The sequence below is a fragment of the Shewanella sp. Iso12 genome (assembly GCF_012030025.1).
Classification (GTDB): domain Bacteria; phylum Pseudomonadota; class Gammaproteobacteria; order Enterobacterales; family Shewanellaceae; genus Shewanella; species Shewanella algae.
This window is the reverse complement of sequence record NZ_JAAUHW010000012.1, coordinates 1-14,523: the sequence shown is the minus strand read 5'-3', so window position 1 is coordinate 14,523 and position 14,523 is coordinate 1. Positions and strand designations below refer to the sequence as shown.

The 14,523-nt window shown below is 54.1% G+C and carries 19 protein-coding genes and 1 pseudogene; 8 read left to right on the top strand and 12 right to left on the bottom strand.

Going from position 1 to position 14,523, the window contains the following annotated elements; genetic code table 11:
- Positions 1-42: 42 nt before the first annotated feature.
- From mgtE to HCX89_RS17500, 12 genes are all read right to left on the bottom strand, one after another.
- Positions 43-1,407 carry a magnesium transporter gene (gene mgtE, locus HCX89_RS17555; protein ID WP_167716829.1) on the bottom strand — a complete coding sequence of 455 codons (1,365 nt, stop codon included), beginning with the start codon at positions 1,405-1,407 and terminating at the stop codon, positions 43-45.
- 83 nt (positions 1,408-1,490) lie between these two features.
- Positions 1,491-1,766, bottom strand: a complete 276-nt coding sequence (locus HCX89_RS17550; RefSeq protein WP_025011760.1) for an HPr family phosphocarrier protein — start codon at positions 1,764-1,766, stop codon at positions 1,491-1,493.
- Complete coding sequence (gene rapZ, locus HCX89_RS17545) at positions 1,753-2,607, bottom strand: RNase adapter RapZ (protein WP_025011761.1); 855 nt, start codon at positions 2,605-2,607, stop codon at positions 1,753-1,755. Before rapZ ends, HCX89_RS17550 begins: the two co-directional genes overlap by 14 nt.
- Entirely contained in the window at positions 2,604-3,047 is a 444-nt protein-coding gene (gene ptsN / locus HCX89_RS17540; protein ID WP_025011762.1) for a PTS IIA-like nitrogen regulatory protein PtsN, read from the bottom strand. The genes rapZ and ptsN overlap by 4 nt, the downstream gene beginning before the upstream one ends.
- 2 nt (positions 3,048-3,049) lie before the next feature.
- Positions 3,050-3,337, bottom strand: a complete 288-nt coding sequence (gene hpf, locus HCX89_RS17535; RefSeq protein ID WP_025011763.1) for a ribosome hibernation promoting factor — start codon at positions 3,335-3,337, stop codon at positions 3,050-3,052.
- 31 nt (positions 3,338-3,368) lie between these two features.
- Positions 3,369-4,832: an RNA polymerase factor sigma-54 gene (locus tag HCX89_RS17530; RefSeq protein ID WP_167716828.1), complete on the bottom strand. Its 1,464-nt coding sequence runs from the start codon at positions 4,830-4,832 to the stop codon at positions 3,369-3,371.
- Positions 4,833-4,927: 95 nt separating this feature from the next.
- Positions 4,928-5,656, bottom strand: coding sequence for an LPS export ABC transporter ATP-binding protein (gene lptB / locus HCX89_RS17525; protein ID WP_144220441.1), 729 nt, complete (start codon positions 5,654-5,656; stop codon positions 4,928-4,930).
- The gene (gene lptA, locus HCX89_RS17520; protein WP_025011765.1) at positions 5,653-6,186 is read right to left on the bottom strand and encodes a lipopolysaccharide transport periplasmic protein LptA; all 534 of its coding nucleotides are present in this window, start codon (positions 6,184-6,186) and stop codon (positions 5,653-5,655) included. The genes lptB and lptA overlap by 4 nt, the downstream gene beginning before the upstream one ends.
- Positions 6,173-6,733, bottom strand: coding sequence for an LPS export ABC transporter periplasmic protein LptC (lptC, locus tag HCX89_RS17515; protein WP_044735208.1), 561 nt, complete (start codon positions 6,731-6,733; stop codon positions 6,173-6,175). The genes lptA and lptC overlap by 14 nt, the downstream gene beginning before the upstream one ends.
- A complete protein-coding gene (gene kdsC, locus HCX89_RS17510; RefSeq protein WP_025011767.1) occupies positions 6,730-7,281 on the bottom strand; it encodes a 3-deoxy-manno-octulosonate-8-phosphatase KdsC in 552 nt (183 codons plus the stop codon). The genes lptC and kdsC overlap by 4 nt, the downstream gene beginning before the upstream one ends.
- Positions 7,281-8,258, bottom strand: a complete 978-nt coding sequence (locus HCX89_RS17505) for a KpsF/GutQ family sugar-phosphate isomerase (protein WP_028779517.1) — start codon at positions 8,256-8,258, stop codon at positions 7,281-7,283. The genes kdsC and HCX89_RS17505 overlap by 1 nt, the downstream gene beginning before the upstream one ends.
- Positions 8,259-8,288: 30 nt before the next feature.
- Complete coding sequence (locus tag HCX89_RS17500) at positions 8,289-9,251, bottom strand: calcium/sodium antiporter (protein WP_028779516.1); 963 nt, start codon at positions 9,249-9,251, stop codon at positions 8,289-8,291.
- 285 nt (positions 9,252-9,536) lie between these two features.
- Between HCX89_RS17500 and mlaF the strand changes: the two genes are divergently transcribed.
- The 8 genes and pseudogenes from mlaF to HCX89_RS17460 all read left to right on the top strand — a co-directional run.
- On the top strand, positions 9,537-10,364 hold the full coding sequence (gene mlaF, locus HCX89_RS17495; RefSeq protein ID WP_096141025.1) for a phospholipid ABC transporter ATP-binding protein MlaF: 828 nt from the start codon (positions 9,537-9,539) through the stop codon (positions 10,362-10,364).
- Positions 10,351-11,136, top strand: coding sequence for a lipid asymmetry maintenance ABC transporter permease subunit MlaE (gene mlaE, locus HCX89_RS17490; protein ID WP_167716827.1), 786 nt, complete (start codon positions 10,351-10,353; stop codon positions 11,134-11,136). Before mlaF ends, mlaE begins: the two co-directional genes overlap by 14 nt.
- A gap of 43 nt (positions 11,137-11,179) precedes the next feature.
- Positions 11,180-11,653: an outer membrane lipid asymmetry maintenance protein MlaD gene (gene mlaD / locus HCX89_RS17485; protein WP_025011770.1), complete on the top strand. Its 474-nt coding sequence runs from the start codon at positions 11,180-11,182 to the stop codon at positions 11,651-11,653.
- A gap of 10 nt (positions 11,654-11,663) precedes the next feature.
- On the top strand, positions 11,664-12,320 hold the full coding sequence (locus HCX89_RS17480) for a phospholipid-binding protein MlaC (RefSeq protein WP_025888616.1): 657 nt from the start codon (positions 11,664-11,666) through the stop codon (positions 12,318-12,320).
- Positions 12,317-12,604 carry a lipid asymmetry maintenance protein MlaB gene (locus HCX89_RS17475; RefSeq protein WP_028779512.1) on the top strand — a complete coding sequence of 96 codons (288 nt, stop codon included), beginning with the start codon at positions 12,317-12,319 and terminating at the stop codon, positions 12,602-12,604. The genes HCX89_RS17480 and HCX89_RS17475 overlap by 4 nt, the downstream gene beginning before the upstream one ends.
- 7 nt (positions 12,605-12,611) lie before the next feature.
- Positions 12,612-12,869, top strand: coding sequence for a BolA family protein (locus HCX89_RS17470; RefSeq protein ID WP_025012084.1), 258 nt, complete (start codon positions 12,612-12,614; stop codon positions 12,867-12,869).
- Between the two features lie 9 nt (positions 12,870-12,878).
- Positions 12,879-14,138, top strand: a complete 1,260-nt coding sequence (murA, locus tag HCX89_RS17465) for a UDP-N-acetylglucosamine 1-carboxyvinyltransferase (protein ID WP_144437201.1) — start codon at positions 12,879-12,881, stop codon at positions 14,136-14,138.
- Positions 14,139-14,240: 102 nt separating this feature from the next.
- A pseudogene (locus HCX89_RS17460) lies at positions 14,241-14,467 on the top strand (IS4 family transposase); the annotation flags it as partial.
- Positions 14,468-14,523 lie beyond the last annotated feature (56 nt).

Genomic DNA, 14,523 nt, shown 5'->3' with positions numbered 1-14,523 from the left:
GCAAGAGCTTCAGCAAGCCTTCAGCCCATTAGAAACATAGCTTCAGCTCATTAAAACGAGAGTCGCCAACCCCAGGAAGGCGAACAGGCCTATTACATCCGTCACAGTCGTCAGCACCATGCCGCCGGCCAGCGCAGGGTCTACATTGAGCTTTTTCAGGATCAGCGGAATACTGGCACCTGCGAGACCGGCTACCGTCATATTGATCAACATGGCGCCGCCAATAAGGGCGCCGAGTGCCAGATCGCCTTTCCAGATCCACACGGCAGTGAATACCAGCGTCGACCACAACAGGCCATTGAGAAAGCCGATGGCTAATTCCTTGCCGATAAGCCAGCGGGAGTTGCTCTGACCTATGTGGCCGAGGGCGATACCGCGGATCACCAGCGCCAGTGTCTGGTTACCGGCAACGCCGCCCATGCTGGGCACTATGGTCATCAGAATCGCTATGGTGGCAAATTTTTCCAGCGTGCCTTCAAACATATTGCTGACCGAGGCGGCCAACAAGGCGGCAAACAGGTTGAAGGTCAGCCACAAAGAGCGGCGAAAGGCGCTCTTGAACACGGGACCGAAGGTGTCTTCATCATCGTCCATCCCCGCCATACCCATCATGGAGTGTTCGGCGTCTTCACGGATAACGTCCACCACGTCATCAATGGTGATCCGCCCAAGCAGATGGCCTTCACTGTCGACCACTGGCGCCGAAACCCAGTCGTGACGCTCAAACAGTTGGGCCACTTCATTGTCCGGCATGGTGACGGGAATACTCTCAAGCTCGGGATCCATTATGCTGCGGATCCCGGCGGTGGGGTTACAGGTCAGTAGGGTGGAGAGCTTGACGCCACCGAGCAAAATATCGCGTCTATCTACCACGTAGAGGGTATCTGTGGCTTCGGGCAGCTCGCCCCTTTGGCGCAGATAACGCAGCACCACATCGACATTGACGTCAGGCCTCAGGGTCACGGTATCTGTATTCATCAGACTACCGGCGCTGTCTTCCGGATAAGAGAGCGCCTGTTCGACCCTGGCCCTGTCCTGGGCACTCATGGAGTGCAGTACCTGTTTGTAGAGTGTATCCGGCAGGCTTCGCAGCACGTAGGCCAGATCATCGGTATCCATACCCGCGGTCGCTCGTGCCAAACGCTCAGGACTCATCAGGCTGATCAGCTGGTCTTTCATATCTTCACCCAGCTCTTCGAGGATCTCGCCGCTCTGCTCCTGATCCACCAGTTGCCAGAGTACCTGACGGGTACGCGGCGGTGAAGATTCGAGAATAAAGGCGATATCCGAAGCCGTCATTCGCTGCAGCATGTCGCGCACATGCACGAACATACCACTGCTAAGAGCTTGGTTTAGTTGAGTAAGACGTTGTTCTGTCAGCTCTTGGTCGAGCGCTTCTATTGGCATGCAGTTCCCCCTGTGATGCAAAGCGAGGATATGTTACCTCAAGACAGGGGTGTTATAGAAACAAAGAGTGCAGCGCTAAGGCTTTAGCTGGCTTCGTCGAAACGGGCGTTGATCAGGGCGCAGATAGCGTCCATCGCGGGTTCGGCATCCGGGCCTTCGGCGATGAGGCGAATACTCTTGCCTTGACCGGTTTCCAGCATCAAGAGCCCAAGTACACTGGCGGCCGAGGCTTTTTTCTCGCCTTGGATCAGGGTGATATCGGCTTCGAACTCGCTGGCCAGCACCGCCAGCTTAGTGGCGGCGCGGGCGTGCAGGCCCAGCTTATTGACTATGGTGACTTCCCGTTCAACCTTTGCCATTACTCAGCTCCCGGTGACGGGCCTGTACCTTGTGTTTGCTGTTGCCAAAACGCTTGGCGAGCTGCTCAGCGACATAGACAGATCTATGCTGGCCGCCGGTGCAGCCTATGGCTATGGTGAGGTAACTGCGGTTGTTGCGTTCCAGGTGCGGCAGCCAGGTTTCCAATAGATTTTCTATCTGCCAGATAAACTTGTTCACCAGTGGCTGGCGGCTGAGAAACTCCTGCACAGGTTCATCCAGCCCGGTCAGCGGTCTGAGCGCCGGCTCCCAGTGAGGGTTGGGCAGAAAGCGCACATCAAACATGAAGTCGGCTTCCTGGGGCATACCATGCTTAAAGCCGAACGACTCGAAGTTGATCACCAGTTCTTTATCGACACTGCCAAGCAGAATTTCCCGCACTGTGTCACTGAGTTCATAGATGTTCAGCGCCGAGGTGTCTATGTAGTGATCCACCAGTTTCGACATAGGTTCCAGCAGCTTGCCTTCGAGCTTGATGGCGTCCTGTAGTGAGACTTTGCTCTTGGACAGGGGGTGCAGTCTGCGGGTTTCGCTGTAGCGCTTCAGCAGCACTTTATCGGAGGCGTTGAGGAAGAAGCTGGTCAGTTGGGTGTTTTCCGGCAAGGCCGCTAACTGTTGTTCCAGCACTTTTTCCTGATCCGGCATATTGCGCACATCTATGCTGATGGCGACCAGATCATTGCTGCCACGGAGGTTTTCCAACAGGCTGCCTATCATGGGCAGGGGGAGATTATCCACACAGTAGTAACCCAGGTCTTCGAGTACCCTGAGGGCAACGGATTTTCCGGAACCGGAGCGGCCTGAGACTATGGCGAGTTTCATCCTGTGATCACCTGATAGAGTTCTGTTTCGTCGCTGGATTTTCGCAACTGCTTGAGTATCGCCTTATCGCTGAGCTTTTCAGCCATGGCGGACAGGGTACTCAGGTGTTGCTGACATTGATCTGCGGGCACCAAGAGGGCGAACAGTATGTCCACCGGCTGGTTGTCTATGGCATCGAAGGCGATAGGCTCTTCGCATTTGACCAGCACGGCAATCGGCTCTGTAATGTCCGGTAGTCTGCCATGCGGAATCGCAATACCATTACCTATACCTGTGCTCCCCATCTTTTCGCGGGCCAAAAGGCTTTCAAAAATCGCTTGAGAGGAAAGGGTGGGGTACTGGGCGCTAGCGAGATCGCTAATCAGCTCCAGTACCTTTTTCTTACTGCCCGGAGTGGCACAGGTAGTGCACTCCGGCCGCAGGATGGTACTCAGTTCCATCGTTAGTGTTTTGTCAGCTTTTCTTTGTGTTTAATGACCTGACGATCCAATTTATCAATCAGAACGTCGATGGCGGCATACATGTCGGCATGTTCAGAAGTTGCATAGACTTCGCCGCCTGTGAGGTGGATCTTGGCTTCGGCTATCTGTTGCAGTTTTTGTACATTGAGCACAACGTGCACATTATTGATCTGTTCGAAATGGCGTTCAAGTTTAGAAAACTTACTTTCCACGTAGTCACGCAGTGAGTCGGTGATCTCGATATGATGTCCTGTCAGGTTGATTTGCATAGAAAGATTCCTCCAATTTCCAACTGTGGATTTATAAACTCTTACGCTGGTTCGACGGTGGTATCATCATAGCCTCGCGATACTTGGCTATGGTGCGTCTTGCAACGTTGATTCCCTGTTCTGCCAGAAGTTGCGCCATCTTGCTGTCGCTCAAAGGCTTCTTCTGGTTTTCCGCTGCCACGAGCTTCTTGATAAAAGCCCTGATCGCCGTGGAAGAGCATTCTCCGCCATCTTCGGTGCCGACATGGCTGGAGAAGAAGTACTTCAATTCAAATATTCCCCTGGGGGTATGCATATACTTTTGAGTGGTGACCCTGGAGATGGTCGATTCATGCATCTCGACCGCCTCGGCAATATCGTTGAGCACCATGGGTTTCATGGCTTCTTCACCATATTCAAAAAATCCCTGCTGGAACTGCACTATACAGTTGGCCACCTTGAGCAGGGTGTCGTTGCGGCTCTCCAGGCTCTTGATAAACCATTTGGCTTCCTGAAGATGACCACGAATAAACTGGCTGTCTGATTGACTGCGGGCGCTACGAGCCATGGCAGCATACTGCTGATTGATCCCGAGTTTGGGCATACAGTCCGGGTTGAGTTCTACTACCCAGCGGCCGTTTTTCTTCCAGACGCTGACATCAGGGATCACATATTCCTCGTCCATCGGCTGCACCAGCAAGCCGGGGCGGGGATTGAGACTCTGGATAAGGTTGATGGCGTCACGCAGCTGATCTTCCTTGAGCCTGGTCTTGCGCATCAGGGTGCGGAAATCACGGGCGGCAATGAGATCCAGATGTTCGTCAATCAACAAGCGGGCGTCGGCCAGATGCGGGGTGTCTGCGTTGAACTGTTGCAACTGGATCAGCAGGCATTCGCGCAGATCTCTGGAGGCGATGCCGACAGGATCGAAGTGCTGGATCCGCTTGAGTACTGCCTCGACTTCATCGAGCTCAATCTCAGGGTTGCCCATGGCTTCGAGGATCTCCTCTGTGCTCTGGGTCAGATAACCCTGCTCGTCGATGGCATCAATAATGGCGGTGGCAATGGCGTCGTCGGTATCGGAAAACGGGGTCAGGTTCTTCTGCCATTCCAGATGTTCATAGAGCCCTTCGCTGGTTTCCCCCTGGAAGGGCATATCATCTTCACGGCCCATGGCCGGCCCGGAGGCGCTGGCGGCGGTAAAGACTTCGTCCCAGGTGGTATCCATAGGTAATTCATCCGGCATAGACTCATTGTTCAATGCCTCTGAGGTTTCTACCGTGGAACCATCTTCCTGCTTGGCGCTCAACTCGCCGGCGTCGTTTTCCTTGTGGTTGTCGTCGATAGCGTCATCCTGGTTGTCCTCGGCCATTTCCAACAGAGGGTTGGCTTCCAAGGCTTCCTGGATTTCCTGCTGCAGCTCAAGGGACGACAGTTGCAGCAGGCGAATAGCCTGTTGCAACTGAGGTGTCATGGTCAACTGTTGACCCAGTTTGAGCTGGAGTGACGCTTTCATTATACCGCTAATCCCTACTCGTTATTTTTCAAGGAAAAAATTCAATAATAACAAACTATAATACCCGGAATTGCCACCGGATGACATGATCCTAACTATAGCCTGAATTGTTCGCCTAAGTACACAGCACGCACTTGCTGGTTGTCCAAGATTTCAGCGGGTGTGCCCTCGGCGATCAACTGCCCATGGCTGACTATGTAGGCTCGCTCACAAACGTCGAGTGTTTCGCGAACATTGTGGTCTGTGATCAGCACTCCCAAACCGCGGGACTTAAGCTGTTCGATGATTTTCTTGATATCGATAACTGAGATGGGATCCACACCGGCGAATGGCTCATCCAGCAGAATGAACTGTGGATTGGCGGCCAATGCCCGGGCGATTTCCACCCGGCGGCGTTCACCGCCGGAGAGGGACATCCCCAGGCTGTCACGTATGTGGGTAATATGGAATTCTTCCAGCAACTGTTCGAGCTGTTCCTCGCGCTTGTCGCTGTTGAGTTCTTTGCGGGTTTGCAGCACGGCCATGATGTTGTCATGCACCGACAGCTTGCGGAAAATACTGGCTTCCTGTGGCAGGTAGCCTATGCCTTTACGGGCTCGCAGGTGCATGGGATCCAGGGTCAGCTCGTCGTCGTCAATGAAGATACGGCCCTTGTCACTCTGTACCAGCCCAACCACCATATAGAAGGTGGTGGTCTTGCCAGCCCCGTTGGGGCCCAGCAGCCCCACGATTTGGCCGGTATTGACCGACAGGCTGACGTCTTTGACGACGTTGCGCTTTTTGTAACTCTTTGCCAGATTCTGTGCCGTCAGGGTGCTGGTCATTGCGGCTCCTGCTGCTGTTCTTTCTTGTTGAGATCCTGATAGTTTTCTGGCTGGATAACAGTGGTTACCCTGTCTTGGCCTTTGCCGCTGCTTTCCGCTTCCAACTGCTGCTTGTTGATGTCGTAGACTATCTTCTCGGCGGTCACTTCACTGCCGTCCTGTTCTACTTTGGCCTGGCCCAGCAGGGTCATGATACGGCTGTCTATGTTGTAGTGGATCTCTTTGGCCTTGGCACTGGCCAGACGGCCGTCTTCCAGTTTCTGGGTATAGGTAGCGGGTGAGCCCTTGGCCACCAGGATCCGTTCGCCACTCTTGTCTTCAGTGTAAGCCGTGAGTTCATCGGCCAGCAGTTTCAAACTGCCCTGGGTGACTGTGACAGGCCCGCCGTATACCACACGCTTGTTTTTGATATCGGCAAACTGATTGGCGGCGCTGATCTGTACTTTTTGCAGCAGATCTTCTTCAATGGCCACCGCCGACAGGCTTGTGATGCACAAGAGGGCACCGATAAAAAGCTTACTTGGTTTCATAGGTTCCTTTCACCTGACTGGTCAGCTTCACTTGCTGAGCATTGAGATCGGCGTACAGGCCGGATCCCTTGATATTAAAGTCTTTGCCTTCGATCAGGATCTCGCGATCTGAGGTCATGATCATGGTGTCCAGATCCAGCTCCACATAACTGGTTTTCAGGCTCTGGATCGGTTCATTGGGGCTAATGGCGTCGATGATAACATTATTTTCAAGTACCACTCGGTTACTCTTGCGATTGAGCCTGCCTTCGTTGGCAGACAGACGCCACTGTGCCTCGCCCTTGTCCGGATAGACCAGATAAACCGGTTGGTTGAAGAAGGTCTTTTCACTGGCTTCATAATGTTCCATGTGCGCCGCGGCGACCCTACTGGCGACATTGCCCTGCTCATCAAAGTTGACCGAGCGCAGGTCATCGGCGACAAAGTCAGGCCTAACCACATCCATAGGCGCCTCACTCTGTTGAGCGTTGCGCTTGTTCTGCACCTGCCAGTAAAGGATAAGTGCAGTGGAGAAAAACAAAATAATGGCCAGGGTGACCCTATTCATATACTCATTCCGTGGGCATTTTCAAATTTGTCCTGACTGAGCAGGATAAGATCCGCCAGCTCCCGGAGTGCACCATGGCCGCCGGCAATCTGAGTGACCATGTGGCAGTGCTGCCTTACCCAAGGATGGCCATCGGCTACGCAAACCGCCAGCCCCACTTGCTTCATCACCGGCAAGTCGACAATGTCGTCACCTATATAGGCCACTTGTTCAGGCTCGAGGTCATAGTGCTTAAGCAGCGCCTCATAGGGCTCCAGCTTGTTGTCTATGCCTTGATAAATCTTGTCTACCCCCAGGGCCGTCATGCGGTTTTCGACTATCTGGGACTTGCGGCCGGTGATCACCGCCACCTGAATGCCGCAGGACAGCAGCGAGCGCACCCCATAGCCATCGCGGGTATGGAAGGCCTTCAGCTCTTCGCCACTGTTGCTCATATAGATGCGGCCATCGGAGAAGACACCGTCGACATCACAGATAAGCAGTTTGATTTTGGCGGCTCTTTGCCAGTTATCTTCGCTTATGGGGCCGTAGAAACCTTGATGACTCATCAGATAACCCCCGCCTTGACCATATCCAGCATATTGAGTGCTCCAATCGGCTCATTGGCGCCATTGATGACAATAAGACCATTGATGTCATTCTCGTCCATCACCTTCAGCGCCTGCGCCGCGAGGATATTGTCACCACTGGTGATGCAATCACGGGTCATGACGTCGCTGATTTTTGTAGTACGCAGGTTGACTCCGGCGTCTATGACACGTCTCAAATCACCATCGGTGAAGATACCCACGAGTTGCTTCTGCTGATTGACCACGGCGGTCATACCCAGGCCCTTCTTGGAGATCTCATAGAGGGCGTCGGTTATACAGATATCTTCTGTGACCAGCGGCAGTTCTTCGCCTTTGTGCATTACATCACTGACCTTGAGCAGCAGCTTGCGTCCTAAAGCGCCGCCGGGATGCGACAGGGCAAAGTCATCTTTGGTAAAGCCCTTGGCTTGCAGTAGCGCGACCGCCAGGGCATCACCCATCACCAGGGTGGCCGTGGTACTGGAGGTCGGCGCCAGCCCCAAGGGGCAGGCTTCTTCTGGCACCTTGATGCACAGATGCAGTTGTGCCAGCTTGGCCATGGTGGATTCGGGCTTGCCTGTCATGGAGATCATAGGGATCCCCTGGCGCTTGATGACGGGCATCAGGGTCAGAATTTCGCTGGACTCTCCCGAGTTGGAGATAGCCAATACGATATCGTTTTCACTCAACACCCCAAGGTCGCCGTGGCTGGCTTCGCCCGGGTGAACGAAGAATGCCGGGGTGCCCGTGCTGGCGAGGGTGGCAGAAATCTTGTTGCCTATATGGCCCGATTTCCCCATCCCCATCACTATCACCTTGCCGCTGCAGTTGAGGATCAGTTCGCAGGCTTGGGCGAATTCGGGGGAATCAACAAACTGGTACAGGTTGTCCAGTGCTTGTTTCTCGATATCTATTACTCTGCGGCCCCATTGGCGCAGTTGCTTAGCTTCTGCCATAGTTGTCTCTCGTCTTTTTGCCCTTCATCGCTAGTGGGATTGAAACAGGCTGTATTGATAGCCGATGAAGCTTATCAGTAGTAAGGCACCGTGCCAGCGTTTGAGTTCACGTTGTTTGCCTGTGCTCAGCACCAGGAGTGCCAGGGCACAACTGGTGCCCAAAACCATATAAAAGTCGCGTCCGGTCGCCGCGGCATCGATTACGCCCGGGGCGATAAGGCCGGGTATTGCCAGTACCGCCAGTATGTTAAACAGATTGGAGCCGACAATATTGCCTATGGCCAGGTCGTCCTCTTTCTTGAGCACACCGGCCACACAGGCCGCCAGTTCCGGCAGGCTGGTGCCTACGGCAATGATGGTTAGACCGATAACCAGATCAGACAGTCCAAAAGACTTGGCGATGCCTACGGCACCGTCCACCATCCAATCCGCCGACAGCGGCAAGAGTACCAAGCCTATTATCAACCATAGTACCGCCTTGGCAGTGGGCACATCTTTGGGGATCTCGGCATCGGCTTCGTCGGCGAGTGGATCCTTGTTCTTATTGGTCAGCGCATGCCAGATAAGATAGCCCATCAGGCCGAAGAACAGCGCCAGTAAAATAACCCCTTCGCTGCGGCTAAGATACTCATCGTGCAGGAAGTAACCCGCCAGCACTGTGGCACCCAGCATCATGGGGATCTCCCGCTTCAGGGTCTTGGAGCTGACGGCGATAGCCCCAAGCAGAGCGGTTAACCCCAGGATCAAGCTGACATTGGCGACATTGGAGCCCAGCACATTACCCACGGCCGTATCCGGCATGCCGGCCATGGAGGCGCTGGCGGCGACGAACATCTCAGGGGCCGAACTGCCCATGGCCACTATGGTCAGTCCTATCAACATGGGGGGTAACCCCAGGTTACGGGCAAAAGCCCCGGCGCCATAAACGAATTTATCGGCACTCCAGACCAGGACGGACAAGCCGGCGAGCAGCAAGAAAATATTGAATAACATGCAGTAAACAAAGCTACGGATTCTGGCGTGCATTTTCGCCGTATTTGCTACAAATTGAAAGTATCACGGCGCGATACTATTGATTCAGTTGTGCGCTTATCCTCAATTGCGTACAATTTATCGCTTATCTTTGGCTTGGCCATACGGGTTACCGGGCGCCATTCAGCGTCAATTCAGTAAGCCTGCGGCAGTATCAAGCCTTATAACGGCGGGCCTTATGTGCCATGGCAGCTACAGCTGCGCCGTAACTTGAATTCCACTAGACAAGGTCTCCATTTCATTTTGATGCCGGAATCCAGCAAGCAGCAAAATCCTTCTCCCCTGGTCGAGGTCAGCAATCTCGGCTTCAGTCGTGGCTCGAGGGTGATTTATGAGCAGATAAGCCTCACGATTCCCAGGGGTAAAGTTACTGCCATCATGGGGCCCAGCGGCATAGGCAAGACCACGCTGCTGAAGCTCATTGGTGGGCAGTTGACTCCGGATCACGGCCAGGTGCTGTTCGATGGTCAGGACATTCATAAGCTGAGCCGCCACGAGCTGTTTGAAGCCCGTAAGCGGATGAGCATGTTGTTCCAGAGCGGCGCCCTGTTCACCGATATGAATGTGTTCGATAACGTGGCCTTTGCACTCAGGGAGCACTCAGGGCTGCCGGAAGCTATTATCCGCCGCATAGTGTTAATGAAGCTTGAAGCCGTAGGACTTCGCGGCGCAGCGCAGTTGATGCCAAGCGAACTTTCCGGCGGAATGCAGCGCCGGGCTGCCTTGGCCCGCGCCATAGCACTCGAGCCGGAAATGGTGCTGTATGACGAGCCCTTTGCCGGTCAGGATCCCATCTCCATGGGGGTGCTGGTGAAGCTTATCAAAGAGTTGTCCGATGCTTTGAGCCTCACCTCTGTGGTGGTTTCCCACGATGTCAGTGAAGTGCTGAGTATTGCCGACTATGTGTATGTGATCGCTGATAAGCGCATCATAGCCCAAGGTACACCGGCCGAGCTTAAGCAGGCCGACAATCCACAGCTAAGGCAGTTTATCGACGGTATGCCGGACGGCCCCGTGCCTTTCCACTATCCGGCGCAGGATTATCAGAAGGAGTTACTCGGTGAGCTTGACTGATTCGATAGCCAATCTTGGCCGCAATGCGCTGAGTCTGGTGACAGGGCTTGGCAAGGCGGGGGTGATGCTTTGGGGCGCCCTGATGCAGGTGCCACGGCCACGCAAAGGCTTGCCACTGCTGATAAAACAGGTTTACGTCGTCGGCGTGCAGTCCATGGTGATCATTTTGGTTTCCGGACTGTTTATCGGCATGGTGCTGGCGCTGCAGGGCTATAACATCCTGGTGGACTTCGGTACCGAAGAGAGCCTGGGCCCCATGGTAGCGTTGAGCTTGCTCAGGGAGCTTGGCCCCGTGGTCACAGCCCTGCTGTTTGCCGGCCGCGCCGGTTCGGCCCTGACCGCTGAACTGGGGTTGATGAAATCCACAGAGCAGCTCTCCAGTTTGGAGATGATGGCGATAGATCCGTTACGGCAGGTGATTGCACCGCGCTTCTGGGCCGGGGTGATCAGCATGCCGCTGTTGGCCTTGATGTTTACCACTGTGGGTATCTATGGCGGTTATCTGGTTGGGGTTGAATGGAAAGGCATAGACAATGGCGCCTTCTGGTCGATTCTGCAGGCCGCGGTGGAGTGGCGGCAGGATATAGTCAACTGCCTGATTAAAAGTTTTGTTTTTGCCATAGTGGTGACCTGGATAGCTCTCTATCGTGGTTATCAGGTGGTGCCTAATCCGGAAGGGATTAGCCGCGCGACCACCCAGACTGTGGTGCAGTCCAGCCTGGCAGTATTGGCGCTGGACTTCTTATTGACGGCGCTGATGTTTGCCCGCTGATTTTGGCGCCGGCGCATAATGGATGATTAACTCTGGTGACTCTATGTTGACACGAAAAATTGAATTTATGGTGGGACTCTTCCTATTGGCGGGTCTGGCAGCTTTTCTGCTGCTGGTATACAAGGTGGCCAATGTGGAGGTGCAGTCCTCTAGCAATACTTACACTCTGACGGCCAAGTTCAGTAATATTGGCGGCCTTAAAGTACGCTCACCGGTAAAAGTTGGCGGCGTGGTTGTCGGTCGGGTCAGTAAGATCACCCTGGATCCCAAGCAGATGGTGCCAGTGGTGACTCTGACCATGGACAAGCGTTACGACCAGTTTCCCGAAACCAGCAGCCTGGCTATCTTGACCTCGGGCTTGCTGGGTGAGCAGTTCCTCGGCCTGACACCAGGGTTTATGGATGACGATATCGCGATTTTGCAAGATGGCGATCGCATCGATGATACCCGTTCGGCGCTGGTGCTGGAGGATCTGATCGGACAGTTTTTATATAGCATGGGTTCAAAGGACAACTAGGAGCACTGAGATGTTTAAAGGGATAATCCGTAATCTGTTGGCCGTCGCCTGTCTGGCGTCTGCAACTGTGGCACAGGCGGCCGATATCGATACCAGCAACCCTTATATCATGGTGGAGCAGGTTGCCGACAAGACATTCGATCGCTTCCATCAGGACAAGAGCATCATCGACAGCAATCCGGATCACCTCAAGGTGATTGTTCAAGAGGAGCTGATGCCTTATGTGGATTACAAGTACGCGGCTTACAAGGTGATGGGCCAATATCTGCAGCAAACCACCAAAGAGCAGCGTGATGCCTTTGTTGATGCTTTTGAGGGCTATTTGGTTTCCACCTATGCCCAGGCTTTTACCGAGTACACCAATCAGAAAGTGGAATTTGGCCGCGCCATCGACTTCAGCCAGGAAAAGATAGTCGAGGTGAATGTGCAGATCATTGAAGCGGGTCGTCCGCCCATCAAGTTGCAGTTCAAGGCGCGTCGTTTGAAGGACGACAGCTGGAAGGCCTTTGACCTGGTTGCCGAAGGTGTCAGCTTGCTGGCCTCCAAGCAATCGGAAGTCACTACACTCATTCGTCAAAAGGGCATAGATGCCGTGATTGAGATGCTTAAAGAGCGTACTCAGGCTCACGTGGATCCCAATGGCCCTAAAGGCAAGGATGCGCTATGAAGCTGGAGCCACAGGGCGATAGCTGCAAATTGAGCGGGCGTTTGACTCAAGAAGAGGTCGCCCGCTTGTGGAAGACGCGCAAGACACTGCTGCCGGACGATGTGCGCCGGTTGGAACTCAGCGAGCTGACATACTCGGACAGTGCCGGCATGGCGTTTCTAATGGAGCTTGTCAGTCTCAGAAAGGGGGAGCTGACCCTGGCTTCTCCCTCGCCACAGGTGCGTAAGTTGATCGCCCTGTATGATTTGGATGCCTTCTTTACCACAGAGGGCCAAACTAGGTAAGTTTCCAATGGATACCAAAGAGATAGAACAAATATTAAAGGATTCACTCTCGTTGACGGAAGTCTATGTCAGCGCCGAAGGCAGCCATTTCAAGATAGTGGCCGTGGGTGAATGTTTCGATGGCATGAGCCGTATCAAGCAGCAGCAGGCCATCTATGCGCCCCTGATGGACAAGATCACCAGTGGTGAGATGCACGCGCTCAGTATCAAGACTTTTACGCCTACCCAGTGGCAGCGTGAAAAAATCTTCAACATGCCAGCCTAGAGTATCAATGTGGATAAACTGAAAATTCAGGCAAGCGGTGCGCTTGCCGGTAACGTGGTGATCTCCGGCGCCAAGAATGCTGCCCTGCCTATCCTGATGGCCGGGGTGCTGGCCGAGTCGGAGTTTCTGGTTTCCAATGTGCCCAACCTGAGGGACGTCAGCACCAGCTGTAAGCTGCTACGCTGTCTCGGCGCCAACGTCACCGAACTGGGGCAGGGCCAGATACGTATCGATGCCAGCGGTATCAATGAGTTTTGCGCCCCATATGATCTGGTGAAAACCATGCGCGCCTCAATTCTGATCCTGGGGCCCTTGCTGGCACGTTTCGGTAAGGCGGATGTGTCTCTGCCGGGGGGCTGCGCCATAGGAGCCCGGCCGGTGAACCTGCACCTGCATGGCCTCGAGCTGATGGGCGCCAAGATAGAAGTCGATGAAGGCTATATCAAGGCACGGGTCGATGGTCGCCTCAAGGGCGCGCATATCTTTATGGATATGGTCAGTGTTGGTGCCACAGAGAATCTGCTGATGGCCGCGGCCTTGGCCGACGGTGAAACCGTGATTGAAAACGCCGCCCGCGAACCCGAAGTAGTGGACCTGGCCAAGTGCCTTATCGCCATGGGGGCCAAGATTGAGGGCGCCGGAACCGCCACCATACGGATTCAGGGAGTGGAGAAGCTCAATGGGTGCCGTTATCGGGTGATGCCGGACAGAATTGAGACAGGCTCGTTCCTGGTGGCTGCAGCCGTGACCCGTGGCCGGATCCGTTGTCTGGATGCCGATCCTGGCTCGCTGGAGGCTGTGCTGGCCAAGCTGGAAGATGCCGGCGCCGAAATCCTTACCGGCAGCGACTGGATAGCCCTGGACATGAAGGGCAAGCGTCCCAAGTCAGTCAATATCAAGACTCTGCCTTATCCCGGTTTCCCAACCGATATGCAGGCGCAGTTCTGTGTGCTCAATGCACTGGCAGAAGGCACAGGCACTATCACGGAAACCATCTTTGAGAACCGCTTTATGCATGTGCCCGAGTTGAATCGTATGGGCGCCAACATGGAGCTGGAAGGCAATACCTGTATCATTCACGGTATTGAGCAGCTCAATGGTGCTCAGGTGATGGCGACCGATCTGCGGGCGTCGGCCAGTTTGGTGATTGCCGGACTGATGGCCGAAGGCACCACGGTGGTGGACCGTATCTATCATCTGGATCGGGGTTATGAGCATATCGAAGATAAGTTCAAGGGCCTAGGCGGTTCGGTAGAGCGTATCTCCTAACCCGATTGCTCGGTCAGTAAAAAACCACCATGAGGGTAATGCCGATCAGTTAAGACAGATAGCTTGAGGATCTAACTGAAAGGATCAAAATCCGATGACTCCATGTCATCGGATTTTTTTATGCAACTTTCAGAAACTTTGACGCGTACTCATATCAATCGTCTTACCTCAAGCGGTGGATTTCGTTGCTCGCAGCGCTGTCACGCAAGCGGCTGGGCTCTGATGTTGTTCTGTATGTGTAAGCGAAGTGACAGGATCTGGCATGAGAGAGCAGAACACCCACATTGGCGTGGACTCAACTTCTATGGGGCGATGGTATCGTGTGGCGATAGAGCTGATCGCTCAAACGGGACTGAGTTCCCTTCCCGTGATCTATTATTTGGAA